Raw genomic sequence first — 19,632 nt, forward strand, 5'->3', positions numbered from 1 at the left:
TTTTACTCTTCCAGATGCTGAATGGCGATGTCGTAACCGAAAACGAATTGCTGGACGCGGATCGGGCGTCGTTTGCCATTTGGGGTATCATAATGAATTGCTGTGATTAATTTCCCTTTTTTATCACGCAGTTGACGGAGGTTGCCGCTATCCTTGAGCCTCCAGCCATCGGGCAGTCTGCTCTGCCAGGCGGAAGCCGGCCAGTAACTGAGCATAATATCAGCCAGGACTTGGTTGGCAGGGGGAAGTTCCGGCAAGATAATGGATTGTTCGGTATGAACGCCATTTTTGTCGTAATCTAATTTGAACAACCGGATACCCAGAGAAGACAACCCTGCCAGTGACAGATGCTGTTCATTGGCGTTAAGCAGCACAATCAATGATTGCTGTTTGCCTTTTACCGTGGCTGTTAACAGTTGCTGTTCATTAATGGCAGGTGTTATGGTCGGCTTTGGCAATAAAACACGTACACCGGGTTTCAGCCACGCACTGGGTGTACCGTTTTGCGGAGCGTTTGTACAAGCTACCAGCAGGCAGATCAAAGACAGGATGAATAACCGTATCATGATTGTTTTTTCCTTTTTTGGCGTTTCGCTATTGCCAGCGGTGACAGCAGGAAAGCCGTTAAGATCCCACTGCATAACACGATACCAAAGCTACTAATTGCCTGGGTGCTACTGAACATCAACATGCCTAGTGTAAGCAAGGAAGTACACATTGCTACGCTGATCGCCAATAGAGAGGTCAGCGGAGTACCACGAGGATTGCTGAAAAACAGGGTGTAGTTGATGCCAATGCCAAGCACGAGAACCAGCGCTAATATTGAAAATAAGTTAAGGCTATGACCACTAAAACCGAGAACGGCCAGTCCACAGCCAAGGGACAGTAGTGATGGCAATATGCTGATGACACCACGACGCGGGCCAAGCCGTGCTATGTAACTGATAGCGATCAGCATGACTGAACCTGTCAGCAACCAGCCAAGTAGGGTTCGATAAAACTGAAACATCTCATCGAAAGCCAGTTTGCGATCAACCCAATTCACACCTTCCTGGTTTTCTGCTAATTGGCGCATCAATACACTGTTTTTAACGCCATTGACGGGAAGCAGAACGCCACTGTGTCCATTTGGCAGGGTTATCCACATCAATCGCCAACCTTCGCTGACGACACTATTGAGCCAGTCATTCGGCGTGACGGTCATAGCGTGAATATCGGGCTGTTTCACTAATAAACCGGCTTCTGTCAGGCGAGTAACGATATTGGGTATAGCCGCCTTGAGCAGAGCCAGATCCTTATGTTGCTGAGCAAGAGAGGAGAGAGGGAATCGTTGGTAATGGCTGATATTCCCTTGCTGTTTTTCTGCATCTAATTTGGGAATAAAGGATTCCAGCCGTTGTAATGTTTGTTCTGCATTATCACCGTAAATAACGAACCATTTCTGATCATTTTGCTGTCCGGTTAGGTCGGCAATGCTTTTTTCCTGTTGATGGATCTCCTGTGGCAGAGCCTGTAATTGGGCAATGTCATCATTGATTTGCAAACGGGAAATTCCCAGTACGGCAAAAATCGCCAATATTGTAGGAATTCCCATATAAAATAGCCTATTGTGTCTCCATATTGCTAGCCAACGCATGAGCATGAACATCGCCGGAATCGGGCGCACGGGCAGGTTTTTCGCAAGTCGCGGATACCAACAGACGACAGTCAAACAGGAAGTGGTTAAACCCGCAGCCGCAAATACAGCCAATTGGCGCAGGCCAGGAAAAGGCGCAAACATCATGATGAGATAGGCAATGACGGTTGTTGCCAATGCCATTAATAAGGCAGGTAAGACCTTCCGCATACTTTGCCACGACGTCACTTCCTGACCATGTACCATGCGCTCTGTGAGGTAGTAAATGGTGTAATCAGCAGAAATGCCGATGATACTGATGCTCATTACCAGCGTCATGAAATGCAGTTCGCCAAAGATCCCTAAAGTCACGACAGTGCCTGCCAGGGCGCCGATACTGATGGATAGCACACACAGCAATAAAGGTTTCAGGGAGCGAAAAACACCATAGATGAGTAGCAATACACCGAGCACTGTGGCGCTGCCCAATGTTGAAATATCGTGTTTTGCCTGCTGGGTGGCGTAATCGCTGTAAAACAGGGTACCCCGTGAAATCACTTCGCTACCAGGAAATCGGGCTTCCAGAGACTGCTGTAACTGACTCAACTCAGTGACAGCATGATGGCTTTGCTGCATATCAAAGGAAGCGCTTTTTAGCTCCCCGTGAAGTAAATACCAGCTTCTGCCAGCATTATCTTTGGCAACTAACCAACCATTCTGGAGTCGCAACTGGCTGGATGTCTGCTGGAGTGCCAGTTGTGATCCTCTGACCAGCATCAAGGGATCATTCTTGAGTTCTTGCCCGCTGACACCGGAGAATGCGGAGTAAACCTGAGACAGAATCCAGTTTGCCTGTTGATTGCCACTCTCTTTCAGTCTGTCACGGGTGGCAGGATCGAGCATCGCATTACGGTGTTCATAGTAAAAACGACCCCATGCTTGTTGCTGCTCTGCGGTCATTGGCCCTTTGACATGGGTTAAAAATGGTGTTTTTTGCAACTGCTCCAGCCAGTATTCAGCGGGGACGGTATCCTCGTTTTTTGCGGGGCTGACCATCCACACCAATTGGCGATCAAGACGTTGCATGAACTCTTCTTGCAAGGCGGATGGCATGTTTCCGGCACTTTGTGCAGGTAATAAGGCTAATACGCTGGTAGACAGGCGAGATTGAGGTAACAAGATTACCAGCAATATCAGCAGGATAGTGCATGTTAACAGCCAGAGTAGTGCCAGCGGACGTGGCTCAGAATTTGAAGTATTGCTCTTCTTCATGACTCAGCGTCTCTGGTGTTAATCGGTGGTGGGTAAAAGAGAGCTCTGTACGATCACCCTGGCGATCGGTCAATAAAATAGCATCAAGGTAAGTTTGGCCGTTTAGCGTAATTGCCGTGAACAGTTTATCCAAAGGCGACGTTTTCGGCGTCAGTATTAAGCGCCATTTTTCTTGCCCAAGATCGCTAAATTCGATGTTGAAATTTTCTTCCAGTACAGCCCGATCAGCTTGAAAAAGAGCCCGCATCAAGTGGTTGAACTGAAACAGTTGTGGATTGGAATCAGCGGTGATCACCTGGGGTGTTTGCCCAGACATGATTTGCACCATATGGTTGTCATCCAGTAACAGCGTCAGTGGAAACGGTTTTTGTTGATGCCACCATAGCCCTTTATGCTGTGAAACCAGCATTTGGCCACTGGAAGACAGGGGATGAGGTATACCCTGGATTTGCCGCACTTGTGTGAAGTTCGCTCGCACAACGGGCTGGTGAGCAAATCGCTGTTGTAATTCCTCAAGGGTAACGGCATATGCCATGTTATTGATTGTCATAAAACTTGTTATCAGGAACAGCAATATCCAGCGCCACTTTTTCACGGCTTGACCCCCATACGTTCGAATAGAATGTCTGGGCAGACAAAGCTCATTTCTTGTGTTTCTTTAGAAACGGCGACCTGAATGGTGTAGCCTGCGGTTGTTTTTTCACCACTGGCTGCATCAAAAACTTGATAGGCAATTTTCAGGCGATTTTCAAACTCTTCGATGGTAGCTCTGATGCGTATTTTTTGTTCAAACAGCACGGGGGCACGGTATTTGATTTTGGCATCAACAACAGGCCAAACATAGCCGGATTCACGCATTTCTCGATAACCATAATTGAGTTGGTTCATCAGTGCTTCACGGGCAATTTCAAAATAGCGGAAGTAATTTCCATGCCAAACAACGCCCATGGGATCAGCATCATGAAATGGCACCGTGAGTTCAACCTCGGCAGTAAGACGGGGATCAGTCAGCATTTTTTATTCCTTATTGGTTCGGGCAGACGGTAATTGCCAAAAATCGAAAAAATTAAACCAATCGAGCGGGGATTGCAGGGCATAATGTTCCAGTCGGGAAGCGTAAAGATCCACAGCATGCTGTAACGCCTGTTCTCTTTGTTGACGTGGCAGTTCCAGAGGATTGGCAAAGTGTTCACAATAAATTTTGAATTGGTTATTTTGCCAAAGCGCAAACATCAACAGCACTGGACAGCGTAGCACGGAAGCGAGGATAAACGGCCCTTGTGGAAAGGGGGCAGGATGACCAAGAAATTGACTCCAGACAACGCGTTGAGTGTTGCCTCTGGAGGGATTAACGGCAATCCGATCACCGACAATGGCGACCCATTCGCCAGCGTCAATTTTTTCTTTCAGCATGATAGCGGTATCAGCCCCTACATCCGTGACGGGCAATAAATTGATCCCCGCTTGGGGTGAGATTTCTTCAATGATCTGTTTGAAACGTTGAGCGTGTTCGGTAAAAACCAGTGCATTGATCGTCTGTTTACCCGCGTGTTGTGCCAGTGCCCGGCAGACTTCAATATCGCCTAAATGCGAAACCAGCAGCAGTTTCCCGCCTGAGTCGCCATTCAAAAGCGTTTGTTCTGCACTCTGCGTAAACTCAATATCTTTTCCCCATTTCAGATCACCACGCCAGCTTGCGATTTTATCCAACATGGCTCTGCCAAAACGCAGATAGTGGCGGTAACTATCAAGGCCTTGTGGAATAGCCATGCCTTTGTGCTGCAAGGTTTGTTTCAATCGCTCAAGGTATTGGCTGGATGCCTGACGCTGTGGACCACCCGTTACCCAGAAATAACCCACAACAGGGTAGAGCAACCACTCAAAAGGCTTGCGTCCGAACCATCGATAAACCGCCAGCATGAACTTCATGCCGAGTAATCCTTTGCGTTCTTGAATATCTGACCAATGACGGTGATTGCGCCATAATCGCTTACGCCATAATAGTGCAGGAATGCGTGGTAGCATGCCGAAGAACAGGCGGGTGTGCATCCATGAGATGCTGAGGTTATCTTTCAAGGTATCGAAATGGGATAAGCCATTTTCAGGATAAATAACTTTTGTTGGTACAAATACACTTTCTGTTCCTTGCCAATAAAGTCGCACCATGATTTCGATATCAAAATCCATGCGACGACCGACCTCTTTGTTAGCCAACAGTTGTAGCGTCGGTGCCAGTGGATAGACACGAAAGCCACACATACTGTCTTTAATGGACAAAGAAAGTGTTTCCACCCAAACCCAGAAATGGGTGATATAGCGTCCATAAAGGCGGGATTTTGGTACGGAAACATCATACTTCGGGTTGCCGGAAATTAAGCGATCGGGATACTGCTGTGCCTTTGCCAAAAACAGGGGAATATCTTCAAGGCAATGTTGTCCATCGGCATCAATTTGTAAAGCATGGCTATACCCTGAATCAGCGGCTGCCCGCATGCCTGCTATGACGGCACCCCCTTTGCCCTGATTATGTGCAAGGCGGATAAGTGTCACATTAGGAACGGACTGAGCTAAATATTCAAGGCGATGTTGAGTATCAGCTTCACTGCCATCATCTACGATAAAACAGTGGAGATGATAAGGGGATAATCTTTCCAATACCGCAGGCATGGTTATGCCGTGGTTATAACAAGGAATAATCACACAGGGCGTAATCGTATTCACACTCAACGACATAGCTTTATTTTTCCCTGGCTTGCCGTCTGGCTTTCGCTTCTGTTCTGGGCGGCTACGTCATAATGGAAGGTCAGCAGGTGTTTTTTTTCGTCCCATTTGATTTTCAATAGCAGTTTATCGCCTGGTTGCAGGGGAAACTGGAATTTCACCATTTCAATTGAAGAGAAAGACCAGCCCGGTGCCAGCAGGGTTTGGGCATAATGCATGACCCAATCGATTTGAGCCACTCCCGGCAGAAGTGGCTGAATGGGAAAATGTCCCCGAAACCAATCCAAATCGGGATCTAAAGACAGTTGTACAATGACCTCATTTGGAGCAGGTTGCTCGCGGTGAATTTCAATGGGTTTCATTAAATAGTTCCTGTAATGCAGGCCATGAGCGCTTGCTTTGAGCATTCAAGGGAATGGCTTCGACGACTCGCCAATAACGTGGCAATGCGACAGGCTCCAGCCAGGGCTTTAATTGGTGACGCCAATCTTGTGACAGTTTGCGAATTCCTTGTTGCTGATAACGTTTGTCGGTTTCATGATCTAAAACGACTACCGCACCAATGTTATTGCGTTTACCTCGATTAACAGGCAATACAGCAGCATCAGTGATCCCAGATATTTCACACAGACGGCGTTCGATTTCTGACAGGGAAATGCGTTTCTCTTCAATTTTTACCAGACGATCGCGGCGCCTTAATAAAGCAAAATTACCCCGGTCATCAAAGGCAAACTGATCGTCCAGAACCAGACCAAAAGGCTCAGAAAGAAGGGGAGAATAGACGCGCACATGCTTTTCTTCATCTTCCTGAAATGACACGCCTTCAAATGTCGTCCAGACTTCATTGTCCGTTTTACGGCTTCGCCAGGCCATGATGCCTGTTTCGGTGCAGCCATAAATTTCATAAGAAGGCGTATTGAGCCACTGCATTGCTCGTTTCGCATCGGAAAAATGCAGAGGTCCACCCGCAGAAACAACAAATGTGCAATCAGGCGCGGAGAGTTTTTCATCTAGCCGTTGCAGAAAGGCAGGGCTACTGATCAGTGCACAATGTGGGCTATTGGTCAATTGCTCAGGAAATTCCACCATTTTGCGATCGAATGGTAAACCCAATGACATGGGAAGCCAGATGCGGAACGTCAAACCATATAAATGCTGGTGGCTGACTGAAGCTCTGACCACGCAGGATTGCAACTTATCTCCCCATAGCGAAGCCAGCCACTGGGATTCAAGATCCATGACGGCAATGGGTTTGGACACTTGTTGGGGAATACCGGTAGAACCAGAAGTGAACATCACCAAAATGGCATCCGGTGAAATGGCTGGCAATGTGATGTTACATGGAGCTTGTTCGCTAGCATCAATTTCTAGGTTAGATGATGTAACCTGCCAGCAAGGACAGGACAAGGTCAGGGATAAGTCCGTCAACACACCATCAAACAGAGGTTGCTGCTCCTGTAATTGCGCTTCGCGGCAATGACCGGGAATAATGGGGGTTTTGCCAGCATGAAGTGTTGCCAGCAGTGCGACACAGAAGTTATAGCTATCATCAAAACAGAGAGCCCAGCGGAAAGCGGTGTGTTTGAGATCTTCGGGGTGCTGGTTTTTCAGGCGTAAATATAACGCGGTCACATCCTGGCGAAGTTTATTCAAACTGATAGCGTGATGGCCCCAACTGACTGTTCGGTTGGGGCAATTATCCTCTGATAGCCATTGGGATAAGGGTTGTGCTTTCATCATTTTTTTACCCGTTGCCGTACCAGCCATTCAATGGAAATGAGCAATCCAATTAATAGATAACTCACCATTCCGTTCCACAATGTCCATAAGGTCATATCGTTATACAGGCAAGTTCCCAGTGACACTGCGCCATTGAACATAAAGAACAGGCACCAGATGTACGTAACTTTACGGGTATAGATAATGCCCTTTGGGGATAAATCAGGTTCTTTGATACGGGCTATCCTTTCAATGATAGGTGGCCCGTAACGCAATGGGCTGCTAAACAGAATCAGTAAAACGGCATTAACGACCACGGGGTAGTACATAAGAAGTTGGTGGTTGTGTAGAAATAAGCTGGCTAGCCCTAACGTTATTCCTGCTATGGATAATATCCAGCCGGTTTTTTGTTGATTGTGAGTCTGCTGTTTGCTTGCTAATAATCGCAAAACAAAAAACAGAATAATGACAATCAATATGGCATGAAATTGCCCATAGTTAACCATCGCCCAGACCAAAAAAGGCCAGGCGATTAACATGACGGTATTAGCAATACGGAGCGATAAAAGCAACGGATTCAATTAACTACCCAAATGTTTGCTGATCATTGTTCTTTCAATAATTGTTCCACGGCATCCACGACATCCTGTACGGTGCGAACAGACTTGAATGCTTCGGGTTTGATTTTCCGCCCCGTTTTCTTTTGTAAATGTACAACCATATCAACCGCATCGATGCTATCGAGTTCCAGATCTTCATAGAGTCGTGATTCAGGCGTAATGTCTTCGGGAGACAGCTCAAACAACTGAACCAATAATTGGGAGACTTCCTGAAAAATTGCTTGTTTTTCCATGATGACACCTGTTCTTATGCTTGCTGTGACTGGATGTAAGCTGCCAGCGTGGCGACAGAAGCGAAGTGTTGACGCATCTCTTCACTTTCAGAGGATAATACGATGCCATAACGATTTTTTACTGCCAGCCCCAGCTCCAGAGCATCGATTGAATCTAAGCCTAAGCCGTCGCCAAACAGGGGGGCATCGGTTTCAATATCCACAGGTGTAAGATCTTCCAGATTCAGGGTGTCTATAATTAATTGTTTTATTTCAATATGTAACTCTTGCATCATCGTATCCGACATCTATTAGTTTGATGGTGTTAGTAATTGAGTCAGCTGGCGATTAAGTTGTCGGGCAGCGATGGCATGCCCGTTTTCTATATCAACAGCAAAATTTTCATTGGTGAGTTGTTCACCAATCGTGATCGTATAAATAGGTTTTTTCGGTGGAATTTGATACCACTTACTTTTTTTATCCAGCATTTTTTGGCTGCAAGTAATATGTATGATCCGTAAATCGCACTCACACCGCACGGCGATATTGGCGGCGCCACGTTGCAGTGAAATAGGCTGGCCGGGCGTTGTGCGGGTTCCTTCTGGGAAAATCAGGATATTGTGACCAGACGCCAGTCGTTCTCGACAAACAGGAAGCAAAGTTTCTGCATCACTGTTAATGGGGTAACGTGCAGAACGGATTGCGCCGCTGATAAAGGGATTGCGCAGTAATGCCGATTTTACGATACAATCCACGTCTGGCAATTTCGATGCCAGAATAACGTAATCCAGCAAAGTAGGGTGATTAGCAACAATCAAGCAGCCTTTATCCGCCCTGATTTTATCCAGTCCATCGAAATGGTAATCCAGTATCCCCAATTTTCTGGTTAAAAAAAGGAACAAACGAAAACTAAATGAAATGCTATGGCGTGCAAGACGGCAGCGTTTATTGTCATTATGTTGGATAACCAGCAATAAATTAAACCAAATAAGAGAGAGCAGTAAACCACCGACGCCAAACAGGATAAAACAAAATCCGGTCATGAGCAGACGCCAGAGCCAATTAATGCGTTCCGTGATATTGACGTAAATCCTCTTCATCATCTTATCGGCTCCAATGCCACTGGCAATGATCCCCTGAAACAGTGAAGTTCTGTTCACCCCGTAACCAGCCATGAAGAAACTGGAGGCTTTGAGGAAGACTTGGTTCTGTTTCCGCTGAAGACTGCTTTGTACAACGCAAGCAATTGCCTTGTTCCAGCAGCAGAGCGACCGCAAATGGATAGGTTGGGGTATTGGCATCGATGACATTGTGATAAAAGCTGGGGATCTCCCCCTCAAAATCGACAAGCAGGATTTTACGATGACCTGCATGAAGCAGTGTCAACGCTTCAAATAGCCCTTGCTGGAAACTGTCAATACCAGCCGAAATGGAAGAAGAAACCAGAGGCGCCTTCGCGACAATGGTTAAATTGCCTACAGAGGAGTTATGAACTGACATGGCAAAATTGGTGGGAGAAACATTCTCTTTTTGCGCCAGATTCTGCAATATTTGGTAATTGCGCTCCAACTCGCCATGACGGCTGGTATAGACAATGGCATCGACTTGATTGCGACGCAGGATACTCAAGCCACAATCCACGCCAAGACGACTGCCGGAGCTTAAGCGGCGAGCTGTCATCATCGGTAATTGGGCACATTTTTGTAATGGATGCGATTTATCAACAGTGGCCGGTAATGTCGCAGACCATTCCAACCACTCTTCAGTAAGAGAAAGGCCAGGAGCGATGGCTTGCCAGTCTGTAATATCCAAGGTCAATTTCATGAAATACCGTTTGTCACTGTTTTTTGCAGATCAATAATGTGTGGCCCAAACCCAACTGATCGATTTGGTTTTCTATAACCAACCCAGCCTTATTGAGAAATTGGGTGAAATCATTAATGCTGTAAAAACGACTATTACCGTTTGCCATACAAGTAAAATAAAGCGAGGTAGCATTAAGGTTCTGTGGGTAAGTTGCTATCCGATAACATGTCAATGGGATAGCTGAAAATACGATCAGCCATTCCCTGGCTGCGTATATTTTCTTCAGCCAATTTTATTTGCTGGGGTAAATCCAGAATAGTGACACTGACTTTACTGTCATATTGGCAACAGCGCAATGCCCATTTTCCTGTATTGCCACCAACATCATAAATCACTTTAGGCTTCATGGAGAAAACCGTTTTCAATGCTGCATTAAAGGCGGTATCAGAATAAAAATGGTCAAATGAGAACCAACGGGTTTTCGCCGGCTCGGGTAATTGGCTGAGGGCAGGATAAATAGTTGACCATTCACCGAACACTTTTAATCCAGCAGGTATATATCCAGATATCCGGCTTGTCTATAGTTCAGAAAGCAGATTAACAAATTAAAACCTATCGCATCAGATGATTACATCAATTGGGATAGGCTTTAAAGAGGGGGTTTTATTGATTAGCCAGCAAAGCTAAGTTTAACTGAATGTCTCTATCCAGGTCATCGACCCAACGATTATAGTTGCGGTGAATTTTTCCATCACTCTCTCTTAATTTATGACTATCGACATAATTGATGACGTAGTTTTTGGCGGTATAGTTGATGCGTATTTGCACGTCATACTTACGATTTTTCCGGAAACCCTCAATAAGCCCAGGAGAAATTTCGGTCATTACCCATTTGTGTTCCTTACCTGCTTCAAAAATGGCTTTTCTTACGTGAGTCAGTGAATTCTCCTTTATCATGGTGGTTTGTGGCGTTAATATGGGTGCGGTACGAGTGCAACCTGCAAGGGCGACGACGCAAGCCAGACAGATTAGTAGCTTATGTGAAGTTTTCATTATTTCTCTCGTGTTAAATTAAGACAAAATAGATTGTGAAATAGTTACGTTGTGCAGAATAGTTTAAATAAATTCCCACAATACTGCTACACTTATCACTTCATTGTGTTACTAAATGTTGTTCGGTTTTATCTCTGCTTTTTATTTGTCTTTAAGATTCATTAATTGCAGTTGTATAAATAGCGTTTCAAAATGATAGGAGTATTCCTTACCCCGCGCGTCGCGGGGGTAAAGAACGCCAACATCTGATACTCTCAGTATTATGAAAACCTATTTATATAGGTATTTATCCTGTTAATTAAAAATTGAATGGTTAAATATTGAACTGTAGTTTTTATATTGGTTTTACAGATGATTATATTAAGGATAGTGAATTTTGTGAATGCGTTTTTTAGTAATGTAAATGATAAAAAGTTAATAATAATTACCATGGCTATTTATTAAATTAATATTTCAATATGAGTATTGATGTTTTTTTCATAAATAATCAATGAAATAAATTTATTCATATCATGAAAGAAAATATGTCCTCAAGAAATTTCAAGTGACAACGCCAGATTAATGCTGCGCACCCAGAATTATCGGCAAGGATGCACTTATCTAATATTTATCGTATCTTCCAGACTATTCCAAGTTGTTACGCTCCAGGTTCTCCGTCCCAATAGTCAACTTCGTCGCTGACCCGCCCGACAAAATGAAACAACTTTCCGTCTTGCTGCTTTAACACAGACTGAAACTTGCCTGAGTCCGGATATTCAATTACATCTGCTAAAACATTTGTTGAAATAGCAAGATAGCGCAATGGAACTGAACCAGTGTTGATTATTTGATGGGCGGTCTCTTGACCTCCCGCCGGAGCACTTACAACATCACCTTTCCCGATCGCAAACTCATTGGAGCCAAAACGGTAAGTGCCGTTACCTTCAAGAACAAAAAAAAGTTCGTCCACGCTGTGATGGTTGTGAAACGGGCAGCTACTTTTACCTTTCGGCACTTCGTTGTAGGTGATACCTAAATGCTTAAGGCCAAGCTGTTGTCCAAAGGAAATATCTGATCCTCCATAGAGTTCGCCCTGTTTCCAAGAGTTGAGGGTAAGATTTTTTAGATTGATGATAGGGTTCATTAATTCTCCGGGTATCGTTAGATTATCTTGCTATAATTGCACATTTTTCATGTTTTTTTGCATTTTAAGTGGTGATTAGGGAAATAAGTTAGGTGTCGTAATGTTCAGAGAATGGGGTAAATATTACAGGGAGGAATACGACAACGATTTATTACCGCAGGAGTGTTAATCAGTTATACCTCATGCTACTGCCTGACGGTATCCTAGATAAAACTAAGGGGTCACACTTTTGATGCAACCCCTTGATAAATCTGGTGGCCCCTGCTGGACTTGAACCAGCGACCAAGCGATTATGAGGCGGGAATTAACGTTCTACTCATTTATACTTATTCTTAATTTTCAATTAATTATGAACAATTAAACAACTGTATAAATAACCAGAGATAACCTAAAATACTTGTCTACGGCATCCTATAGGTATCCTAGAACCTGAAAACGATTCACAGGATACTCTAATCGCTTGGTAAACATAGAAAAGTGGAATCTCACTTTTTAGTATAAAGAGGGAATACGTGGAAACTTTCAAATTTACGAAAGCTAAATTAGAGAGCTTACCACCCGCAGAACGTGGCAAGTTGAATATGGGGACACACTGGTAAACGGATTACGCATTCGTATCGGTACTAGCGGTGTTAAGAGTTTTTGTATTTCCAGAAAGAGAAATGGAAAATTTATCCGTGCCACATTAGGGCGCTTTCCTGATCTTACAATTGATAATGCAAGAGCAAAAGCACTAGAAGTTCTTGGTGAGGTCGCTACTACAGGCCAGAATCCAAATGTGATTAAACGTGTCAGTGAAAAAACCACAGTGACATTATCGGATGCAATAGAAACTTATATTTCGAACCGAGGGCATAGGTTAAAACCCTCTACAGCTAATCAATATCGTTCCATACTTACAAACTTTTCTGGTGATTGGATGCAACAATCACTCGTATCAATAAATAGGGAACGTGTCGAACTTAGGCACAAAGCTATCACCGATGGTACGGTTTGGTTTGGAGCTGACAAAGCAACCTTGCGTAAGGGAGTAGGAAGTGGTAGCAAAGCACAAGCTGACTTATGGGCGAGAGCATTAAGGGCTGTTTATCGTTTCGCATATGATCATTATCGAGATGAGGAAGAAAAAGTTTTGCTACCTGATCCGCCTACAGCAGTTTTGAGCACAAAACGTAAATGGCATGGCACAGTTAGAAAAATAGAGCGTATTCGTACACATGAACTTGAGCGCTGGTTCAGTGCTATAACAGTTGTGCGGGTAAAAGCGGAAAATGAAAGAGATGATATCGCAGCGGCTGTATGTGATGCGGTTGAAATGGCTATGTTTACTGGATTACGTCAAGCAGAGATTTTTAATCTTACTTGGGAACGTGTAAACATGGGCGGTCGTTATTTCTGGATAGAAACAACCAAAAATGGTGATCCGCTTGAGCTTCCTATTACTGACACTTTAAGGAATTTATTTCGTCGCCGTTTAACGATGAAACAAGGAGAACAAAAACTTGTTTTCCCCGGTCGGAAAGGTGTTATCAAAGAATGTCGCCACATTATTGCTCGTATCAGTGCTGCTACCGTTCCTGAGACAAATTTGGATATGCTCAAGCCGATACCATTCAAATGGCATGATGCCCGCCGAACATTTGATACAATCGCTGAACTAAATGGAGTCGGTAGTTATATTTTGAAACGGTTATTGAATCACCGAACATTTCGCAGCACTGATGTTACTCAAGGCTATTTGCATTTCGGCGCTGATGAATTACAAGAACCAGCTAAAAAAATCGAACAAGCTATACTGGAACATGCTGGCTTGATAGAGAATACAAGAACATTAGATCAAAAAATTATTTCTATGCTGTCTGGAATGAGCGAAGAGGATAAAAGAAGAATTCTCTCTCAATTATCAGAGCAAAAAAACTGACACCATCAAATTAATTAATAGCCGAATAATTGCAATGATGTTTATTTGGTTATCAATCTAATTTAGAATGATTCTTATTCTTCCCTGTGTGTTGTGTTATACAAAGTGAATAACTATTTCAGTGTGAAATTTACAAGTAATCTATCACTACTGATAATCAATAATACATAGTGATAAAAATGAAAACATACTCTACCTTAACTATTTTAGATAGACTCACTAGAGCAGAAGCGGCGGCTTATCTGGGTGTCACTTCTCAAACGCTGGCTAATTGGGCATCTACCGGAAAAGAAAAAATCCCCTACCATAAAATAGGGCGTAAGGTTATTTATTTTAAATCAGATCTTGATAATTATTTAATTTCAAATCGTCGCTTTCAGACAGATTAATAAATAATAGAAAAACAAAAAGGCAATATTATAAACATCGCCTTAGAGATTATTAATTTTAGAATAAAAAACCTATGAACCGAATTAATAATATTTATTCAATTCAGCTTTTAGGCGTAATTCCTAATCGCTCTAATTCTTTACGGCCTAATGTTTTAAGCCAATTACCTAAAGTCATTCCAGCATCAGATGCAACCGCTTCGAACTGTGCTTTTAGCTCAGGTGTTATTCTGATCTGGAAAGTAGGTGATAAGCCTTTTCCTTTTTCAGTTTTATCTCTTTTTAAGATTGACATGTACGTACGTAACCTTATAGCATGTGATTTATTATGTACGTACTTTATCATGATGAGCGTACAAAAAGAAACGCCCCCGAATAGTATTACCAGTACCAAACGAGGGCTAACAACCAACGATATCAACACTATCGAGGTCGCTATGTATCAATATACCTTTCTGCCCGGAAAGGGCAAAGCCCGTTTGCCTAAAATCTTCCCTATCTGCTTTACCGCCGTTCAGGGAGTAAATCATGAGTAAGAAACCTATCTCATTAAAACAGGCGTTGCACCGTACAGATCTGGGAATTTCACTTTTCACGTTTATTACCAAAAAAGCTAAAGATGAACGTTGCGAAACTAACTTAAATAACCTGATTGCACTGGCTTACAGCATTCATCAGGAGAACGACCACAAGAAACAAAGCCGATCGTAGAACGCATCAAAGCACTGGTTGACACTACGGTTACGGGTGAATCTCAATATCTGATTAAAAAGGGGCTGAAATGCCCCAATCAGCGACTATTGAAAGATGGTTCGCTGTTGCTGGTGACTCAAACGTTTGACGGCACAATCACAGGCGCTCAGACCATCAAGCCGAACGGCGAAAAACGCCTTGTTTCCGGTACACAGAAAAAAGGCAGTTTTATTCCCTTATCCAAAATTACCGAAACGCCGGATATTTTCATCATTACCGAAGGTTACGCTACTGCTTTAACCGTCAGCCAGTTACATGAAGGCGTGGTACTAGCGGCCATTGATGAAAGCAATTTATTGACGGTTACTGAGCGGGTTAGAACGCAGTGGCCAGATGCGAAAATCATCCTTGCCGCCGATAATGACTGGCACGAACCGGAAGAACGGGACAAAAACGGCAGACTAAAAAAGAACGTTGGCAAAGTGGCGGCAGAAAAAACCGCTATAGCGATTAGCGGTTGGGTAACGCTACCGCCAACGGCATTAAAAGCCGATTGGGACGATTATCGCCAGCATAACGGCATTGAGGCAGCAAAGCAGGCATTCAGCAACGGGTTATATCAGGTCGGGGAGAAAAGATTAATGGAAACAGAAGCGGTGGTGATCCACCCAGAGAAGCCAAAAAAGACCAATAACAATCTGGCGCAAATGGCAGCCAGTCAGCGCGGGGCATTGTTGGTTGAACGCTATGGCAACGTGGCGGTAAACCCTGATAGCGAAATGGCTTACCACTATAACGGTACAACATGGAAGACTGTATCGGATAATGAACTGCGCCGTGCAATGGTCGCCATCTTTGACCAGCACGAAACGCCTTACAGCCCGAACGGGATCAATAACGCTATCTGTGCCATGAAATTACAAGTGCCGATTATCGGCGAACAACGACAGGATTTAATCGGCTTTCGTAATGGTGTGTATGATTTATCGACACAACAATTTACCCCACATCAGCCAGAACACTGGCTCATCAATCATAATGGCATTGCCTTTACGCCGCCTGTGGTGGGTGAAAATCTGCCGGATCACGCCCCTGATTTTTATCGCTGGCTATCCCATGCGGCGGGAAGCAATGAGCACAAAATGAATCGCATTAAAGCGGCCTTGTTTATGATTCTGGCAAACCGCTATGACTGGCAGCTATTTATTGAGGTCATAGGTGAAGGGGGCAGCGGTAAAAGTATCTTCACTTATATAGCCACATTATTAGCGGGCGAACACAATACCGCCAGTGGCAATATGCGAGCACTGGACGAAGCCAGAGGCCGCTATCAGTTTGTCGGCAAAAGCCTGATTACGCTGCCCGATCAGGTTAAATATGTCGGCGAAGGGGCAGGAATTAAGGCCGTGACAGGCGGCGACCTGATTGAAGTAGACGGGAAATATGAAAAACAGTTCTCTACCGTGATTAAAGCTGTCGTACTGGCAACCAATAACGAACCGATGAGCTTTACTGAACGCAACGGCGGCATTGCACGGCGGCGGGTGATATTCCCTTTTAACATTCCGGTCAAAGAGTCAGAGAAAGATCCATATTTGGCGGAGAAAATCAGCAGGGAACTGCCTGTCATTATCCGCCATCTATTAACGGAATTTGCCGACCAGAACAAGGCTAAAAAGCTGTTACAGGCGCAACGCGATTCTAACGAAGCATTAACGGTGAAAAGCAATTCAGATCCGTTATATCGTTTTTGTGATTATCTAATACCTGTAGCTGATACTGCCGGGATGAAAATGGGTAATAAGAACATCAGCCCACGCGCACCGAGGCTGTATTTGTATCACGCTTACCTCTCTTTTATGGAAGCACACGGCTTTGAACGCCCGCTTACACTGACCAAGTTCGGCGAATCACTGCCTAAAATTATGATGGAATACAAAAAGGAGTATCGGAAGATGCGAACCAATAAAGGTTACTCTTATGACGTTGAGTTATCAGAAGAAGCCGAAGAGTGGCTGCTGTCCGTGCCTGAATGCCGGGGGCTTTAAATCCCTGCTATAAATCTTTTAGGTTTAAGTCTACATCCCATACACTTTTTAATATATCTATATGTATTTAAAAGAAAATAATAGATGTATAGTTATTTCTTAGCTATACATCAACTATACATTCTCTTCATTAGGATAAAAAAGGGGTGAACAGGAGATACAGTCAATGAATATCATATTAATTGCGATAAACCCAGATGTAGCAAGGCTTTCAGGGGATTGTGCAGAGGGTGCATAACTGAGAGGGCGAAAAAGATTTATAGGGGGTATCTCTGGTAGGTAAATCAAAACATAATTAAAATTAGTGAATTAAATATTCGTTTTTAGAGATTGTTTAAGGCAATGTTCTTTCATATGATAGTTATCAAAATCACTCAATATAACGCATATTAGTATCATTGGGTGATAATATTTTAGAGTTCTATATTATATTTTTATTATTGTTATTTTGTTTTATGGTAAGTTATTAATATAGCTCTTGACAGGCAGATAAATAGTTATATATTTTATGACCATAAAATGACAAACAAAAGGAAAGGAAATGGCTAACATTATTTACATGACCTTAAAAGGCAAAAAGCAAGGGTTGATATCAGCAGGTTGTTCAACCTATGATTCTATAGGTAATAAATATCAAGAAGAAAATAAAGATAAGATATTGGTTTATTCTGTAGACCACGACATTAGTAGGGAACACAATGTAAATCATCAGCCTATAATAATAACAAAACCAATCGATAAATCATCTCCATTATTAGGCGTTTCAATATCGAATAATGAGCATTTAGATTGTTTGCTTGACATATATAGGAATAGCTCAGCGGGAGGATTAGAAAAGTTTTACTCTATCAAATTAACAAATGCCACTATAAAAAATATCTCCAGCCACTATCCCAACTCACTAAGCCACAATGATATGCAACCATATGAAAGTATAACAATTTCATATGATAGCATAACATGGACACATCACATTGCTGGCACATCAGGTTATAGTATAAGAGAAGATAATGTCTTTTAGTTCTTCTCAACTACAAACAAAATGGTACGTTCAGTGTCATTTTGTTTTATATTTATAATGGTATTATCTTTACGCCAGCGTTCATCTTTCCAATACTTATCATAGTATTTTATAAATCCCATGTTTTCAGTGTATTTTATTAATTCTGTCAGACGACTCAATTTTACATTTGAAAATATAATTTCGTTAGTCATGGTGTTGTTACCATCAGGGGAGTCATAGTATATAATATAATCATTTGAAATTAAAGGTACATTCTTAATCTCATCAAAGGTAAATGCGTAATAATAAATAAAATTTCTTTTTGTATATGATAAGTTAACATTCGCTAATGATGCAAAAAAAAGAATAACACCAATAGCTAAAGTAAATATAACTATACATATACGTATGAAACTATTCAACCGCAATCCCAGCATATTCTTTACCTATATTAATCCAGCTTGCATCTTCAATAAGCATTACGTCTTGACCAGTTTTTATATCGCTCATGGGCGTTATTGTATTTAAAAAACCAGGTAAGGGAATATTATAAGGAATTGTATTATTTGGATACTTTTCAGGGTCGGGAAATAATAATTGGTTTAAAAGATTTATTTTTATATTTTCCTATAGCTCCGTAGTAGTCCCATCGTTTATATGCTTTTTCTTTACTTACTATCCCTACTTGAGGTAAATAATTAATACCATTGATAGCCTGATAAAAACCGAATAAGTTAGAAATTAAATCTTCACCACTATAGCCGCTATCTGAAATTAAAGTAAAAGGAAAGGAATCTTGATATGATTCAAATGAATGAGTTGTATACATCATAATAGTAAGAGCAACTCTTTTTTTATCATGTAAAGATAAGCCTCTTCTAACTCTCCATCTTGTTTTTATAGATGTTCCTAGGCTACGCCCCCTGCCCATATATTGGACATATCTAACGATAAAATGCGATTTATTAGTAGTTTCATCTCCCATGGCAAGAGAGAGCATCAACTTTCTTGCATCATCACCATTAGCATGCCCTAAATCTAACCATCCTAATTTTTCTGTATAGACCAATCGTCCATTTTCTATATCAGATCTTTTAGTCATTATAACTCCTGTTATTTAGTTAAGTGCGCTATAAAATTTTAAAAGAAACCAGACACAGCTATTCTACTCTCATTCTAAACAAAAAATTCATGTAGATATAATTACTTAATAAACCAGTAAATATCAACCTGTCTTCTTTATAAACACAATTATAATCTTAGATCAAAAATATTTAAATAGCAGCATCGTACATTTTCTTTACAATAAAATAATATTTTCATTTTTAAATAACTTTTCAAAATGGTAGGAGTGTCGAAGAAACTCAGTCCAATTTTTGCGAATTTTGATTTTCCACAAACAAAAAAGCAAAAGAGAGGACTGAGTCATGCTTATCT

The 19,632-nt window shown here is 42.5% G+C and carries 21 protein-coding genes and 3 pseudogenes; 6 read left to right on the forward strand and 18 right to left on the reverse strand.

Annotated features, from left to right (window positions below; translation table 11 throughout):
- Positions 1-2: 2 nt before the first annotated feature.
- The 15 genes and pseudogenes from IQ209_RS10795 to IQ209_RS10865 all read right to left on the reverse strand — a co-directional run bounded on the left by IQ209_RS10795 (position 3) and on the right by IQ209_RS10865 (position 12,141).
- Positions 3-566: a DUF3261 domain-containing protein gene (locus tag IQ209_RS10795; RefSeq protein ID WP_193851308.1), complete on the reverse strand. Its 564-nt coding sequence runs from the start codon at positions 564-566 to the stop codon at positions 3-5.
- Positions 563-2,887 (reverse strand): MMPL family transporter, encoded by a 2,325-nt coding sequence (locus IQ209_RS10800; protein ID WP_193851309.1) that lies wholly within the window; start codon positions 2,885-2,887, stop codon positions 563-565. Before IQ209_RS10800 ends, IQ209_RS10795 begins: the two co-directional genes overlap by 4 nt.
- Positions 2,859-3,437 carry an outer membrane lipoprotein carrier protein LolA gene (locus IQ209_RS10805; protein ID WP_193851329.1) on the reverse strand — a complete coding sequence of 193 codons (579 nt, stop codon included), beginning with the start codon at positions 3,435-3,437 and terminating at the stop codon, positions 2,859-2,861. Before IQ209_RS10805 ends, IQ209_RS10800 begins: the two co-directional genes overlap by 29 nt.
- 41 nt (positions 3,438-3,478) lie before the next feature.
- The gene (locus tag IQ209_RS10810) at positions 3,479-3,901 is read right to left on the reverse strand and encodes a thioesterase family protein (protein ID WP_193851310.1); all 423 of its coding nucleotides are present in this window, start codon (positions 3,899-3,901) and stop codon (positions 3,479-3,481) included.
- A gap of 3 nt (positions 3,902-3,904) precedes the next feature.
- Positions 3,905-5,620, reverse strand: coding sequence for a glycosyltransferase (locus IQ209_RS10815; RefSeq protein ID WP_193851311.1), 1,716 nt, complete (start codon positions 5,618-5,620; stop codon positions 3,905-3,907).
- The gene (locus tag IQ209_RS10820; protein ID WP_193851312.1) at positions 5,611-5,970 is read right to left on the reverse strand and encodes a hydroxymyristoyl-ACP dehydratase; all 360 of its coding nucleotides are present in this window, start codon (positions 5,968-5,970) and stop codon (positions 5,611-5,613) included. The genes IQ209_RS10815 and IQ209_RS10820 overlap by 10 nt, the downstream gene beginning before the upstream one ends.
- The gene (locus tag IQ209_RS10825; RefSeq protein WP_193851313.1) at positions 5,957-7,348 is read right to left on the reverse strand and encodes an AMP-binding protein; all 1,392 of its coding nucleotides are present in this window, start codon (positions 7,346-7,348) and stop codon (positions 5,957-5,959) included. Before IQ209_RS10825 ends, IQ209_RS10820 begins: the two co-directional genes overlap by 14 nt.
- Positions 7,345-7,908 carry a hypothetical protein gene (locus tag IQ209_RS10830; RefSeq protein WP_228005829.1) on the reverse strand — a complete coding sequence of 188 codons (564 nt, stop codon included), beginning with the start codon at positions 7,906-7,908 and terminating at the stop codon, positions 7,345-7,347. Before IQ209_RS10830 ends, IQ209_RS10825 begins: the two co-directional genes overlap by 4 nt.
- A 23-nt stretch (positions 7,909-7,931) precedes the next feature.
- Positions 7,932-8,180 carry an acyl carrier protein gene (locus IQ209_RS10835; RefSeq protein WP_228005830.1) on the reverse strand — a complete coding sequence of 83 codons (249 nt, stop codon included), beginning with the start codon at positions 8,178-8,180 and terminating at the stop codon, positions 7,932-7,934.
- Between the two features lie 14 nt (positions 8,181-8,194).
- On the reverse strand, positions 8,195-8,452 hold the full coding sequence (locus tag IQ209_RS10840; protein ID WP_193851314.1) for a phosphopantetheine-binding protein: 258 nt from the start codon (positions 8,450-8,452) through the stop codon (positions 8,195-8,197).
- An 18-nt stretch (positions 8,453-8,470) separates the two neighbouring features.
- Positions 8,471-9,259 carry a 1-acyl-sn-glycerol-3-phosphate acyltransferase gene (locus IQ209_RS10845; protein WP_193851331.1) on the reverse strand — a complete coding sequence of 263 codons (789 nt, stop codon included), beginning with the start codon at positions 9,257-9,259 and terminating at the stop codon, positions 8,471-8,473.
- Positions 9,260-9,263: 4 nt separating this feature from the next.
- Positions 9,264-9,983 (reverse strand): beta-ketoacyl synthase chain length factor, encoded by a 720-nt coding sequence (locus tag IQ209_RS10850; RefSeq protein WP_193851315.1) that lies wholly within the window; start codon positions 9,981-9,983, stop codon positions 9,264-9,266.
- 13 nt (positions 9,984-9,996) lie between these two features.
- A pseudogene (locus IQ209_RS10855) lies at positions 9,997-10,519 on the reverse strand (SAM-dependent methyltransferase); the annotation flags it as partial.
- Positions 10,520-10,628: 109 nt separating this feature from the next.
- A complete protein-coding gene (locus tag IQ209_RS10860) occupies positions 10,629-11,018 on the reverse strand; it encodes a hypothetical protein (RefSeq protein WP_193851316.1) in 390 nt (129 codons plus the stop codon).
- A gap of 637 nt (positions 11,019-11,655) precedes the next feature.
- Positions 11,656-12,141 (reverse strand): cupin domain-containing protein, encoded by a 486-nt coding sequence (locus tag IQ209_RS10865; protein ID WP_193851317.1) that lies wholly within the window; start codon positions 12,139-12,141, stop codon positions 11,656-11,658.
- Positions 12,142-12,653: 512 nt separating this feature from the next.
- Here IQ209_RS10865 and IQ209_RS10870 point away from each other — a divergent pair.
- Together IQ209_RS10870 and IQ209_RS10875 are read left to right on the forward strand one after the other, a co-directional pair.
- A pseudogene (locus IQ209_RS10870) lies at positions 12,654-14,062 on the forward strand (tyrosine-type recombinase/integrase).
- A gap of 179 nt (positions 14,063-14,241) precedes the next feature.
- The gene (locus IQ209_RS10875) at positions 14,242-14,451 is read left to right on the forward strand and encodes a helix-turn-helix domain-containing protein (protein ID WP_193851318.1); all 210 of its coding nucleotides are present in this window, start codon (positions 14,242-14,244) and stop codon (positions 14,449-14,451) included.
- 103 nt (positions 14,452-14,554) lie between these two features.
- Here the strand turns inward: IQ209_RS10875 and IQ209_RS10880 are convergent, their stop codons facing one another.
- Positions 14,555-14,746, reverse strand: a complete 192-nt coding sequence (locus IQ209_RS10880) for a hypothetical protein (RefSeq protein ID WP_193851319.1) — start codon at positions 14,744-14,746, stop codon at positions 14,555-14,557.
- A gap of 49 nt (positions 14,747-14,795) precedes the next feature.
- On the opposite strand from IQ209_RS10880, the gene IQ209_RS10885 reads away from it, so the two are divergent.
- The 4 genes and pseudogenes from IQ209_RS10885 to IQ209_RS10900 all read left to right on the forward strand — a co-directional run bounded on the left by IQ209_RS10885 (position 14,796) and on the right by IQ209_RS10900 (position 18,213).
- The gene (locus IQ209_RS10885; protein ID WP_193851320.1) at positions 14,796-14,987 is read left to right on the forward strand and encodes a hypothetical protein; all 192 of its coding nucleotides are present in this window, start codon (positions 14,796-14,798) and stop codon (positions 14,985-14,987) included.
- Positions 14,980-15,162 carry a hypothetical protein gene (locus tag IQ209_RS10890; protein WP_193851321.1) on the forward strand — a complete coding sequence of 61 codons (183 nt, stop codon included), beginning with the start codon at positions 14,980-14,982 and terminating at the stop codon, positions 15,160-15,162. The genes IQ209_RS10885 and IQ209_RS10890 overlap by 8 nt, the downstream gene beginning before the upstream one ends.
- 5 nt (positions 15,163-15,167) lie before the next feature.
- A pseudogene (locus tag IQ209_RS10895) lies at positions 15,168-17,192 on the forward strand (primase-like DNA-binding domain-containing protein); the annotation flags it as partial.
- A 541-nt stretch (positions 17,193-17,733) separates the two neighbouring features.
- Entirely contained in the window at positions 17,734-18,213 is a 480-nt protein-coding gene (locus IQ209_RS10900; protein ID WP_193851322.1) for an Hcp family type VI secretion system effector, read from the forward strand.
- Here the strand turns inward: IQ209_RS10900 and IQ209_RS10905 are convergent.
- Together IQ209_RS10905 and IQ209_RS10910 are read right to left on the reverse strand one after the other, a co-directional pair.
- Positions 18,210-18,632 (reverse strand): hypothetical protein, encoded by a 423-nt coding sequence (locus IQ209_RS10905; protein ID WP_193851323.1) that lies wholly within the window; start codon positions 18,630-18,632, stop codon positions 18,210-18,212. The two genes, IQ209_RS10900 and IQ209_RS10905, sit on opposite strands and share 4 nt — an antisense overlap.
- A 140-nt stretch (positions 18,633-18,772) precedes the next feature.
- Positions 18,773-19,297 carry a hypothetical protein gene (locus IQ209_RS10910; protein ID WP_228005831.1) on the reverse strand — a complete coding sequence of 175 codons (525 nt, stop codon included), beginning with the start codon at positions 19,295-19,297 and terminating at the stop codon, positions 18,773-18,775.
- Positions 19,298-19,632: the final 335 nt, after the last annotated feature.

The sequence above is a fragment of the Xenorhabdus sp. BG5 genome (genome assembly GCF_015163665.1).
Lineage (GTDB): Bacteria > Pseudomonadota > Gammaproteobacteria > Enterobacterales > Enterobacteriaceae > Xenorhabdus.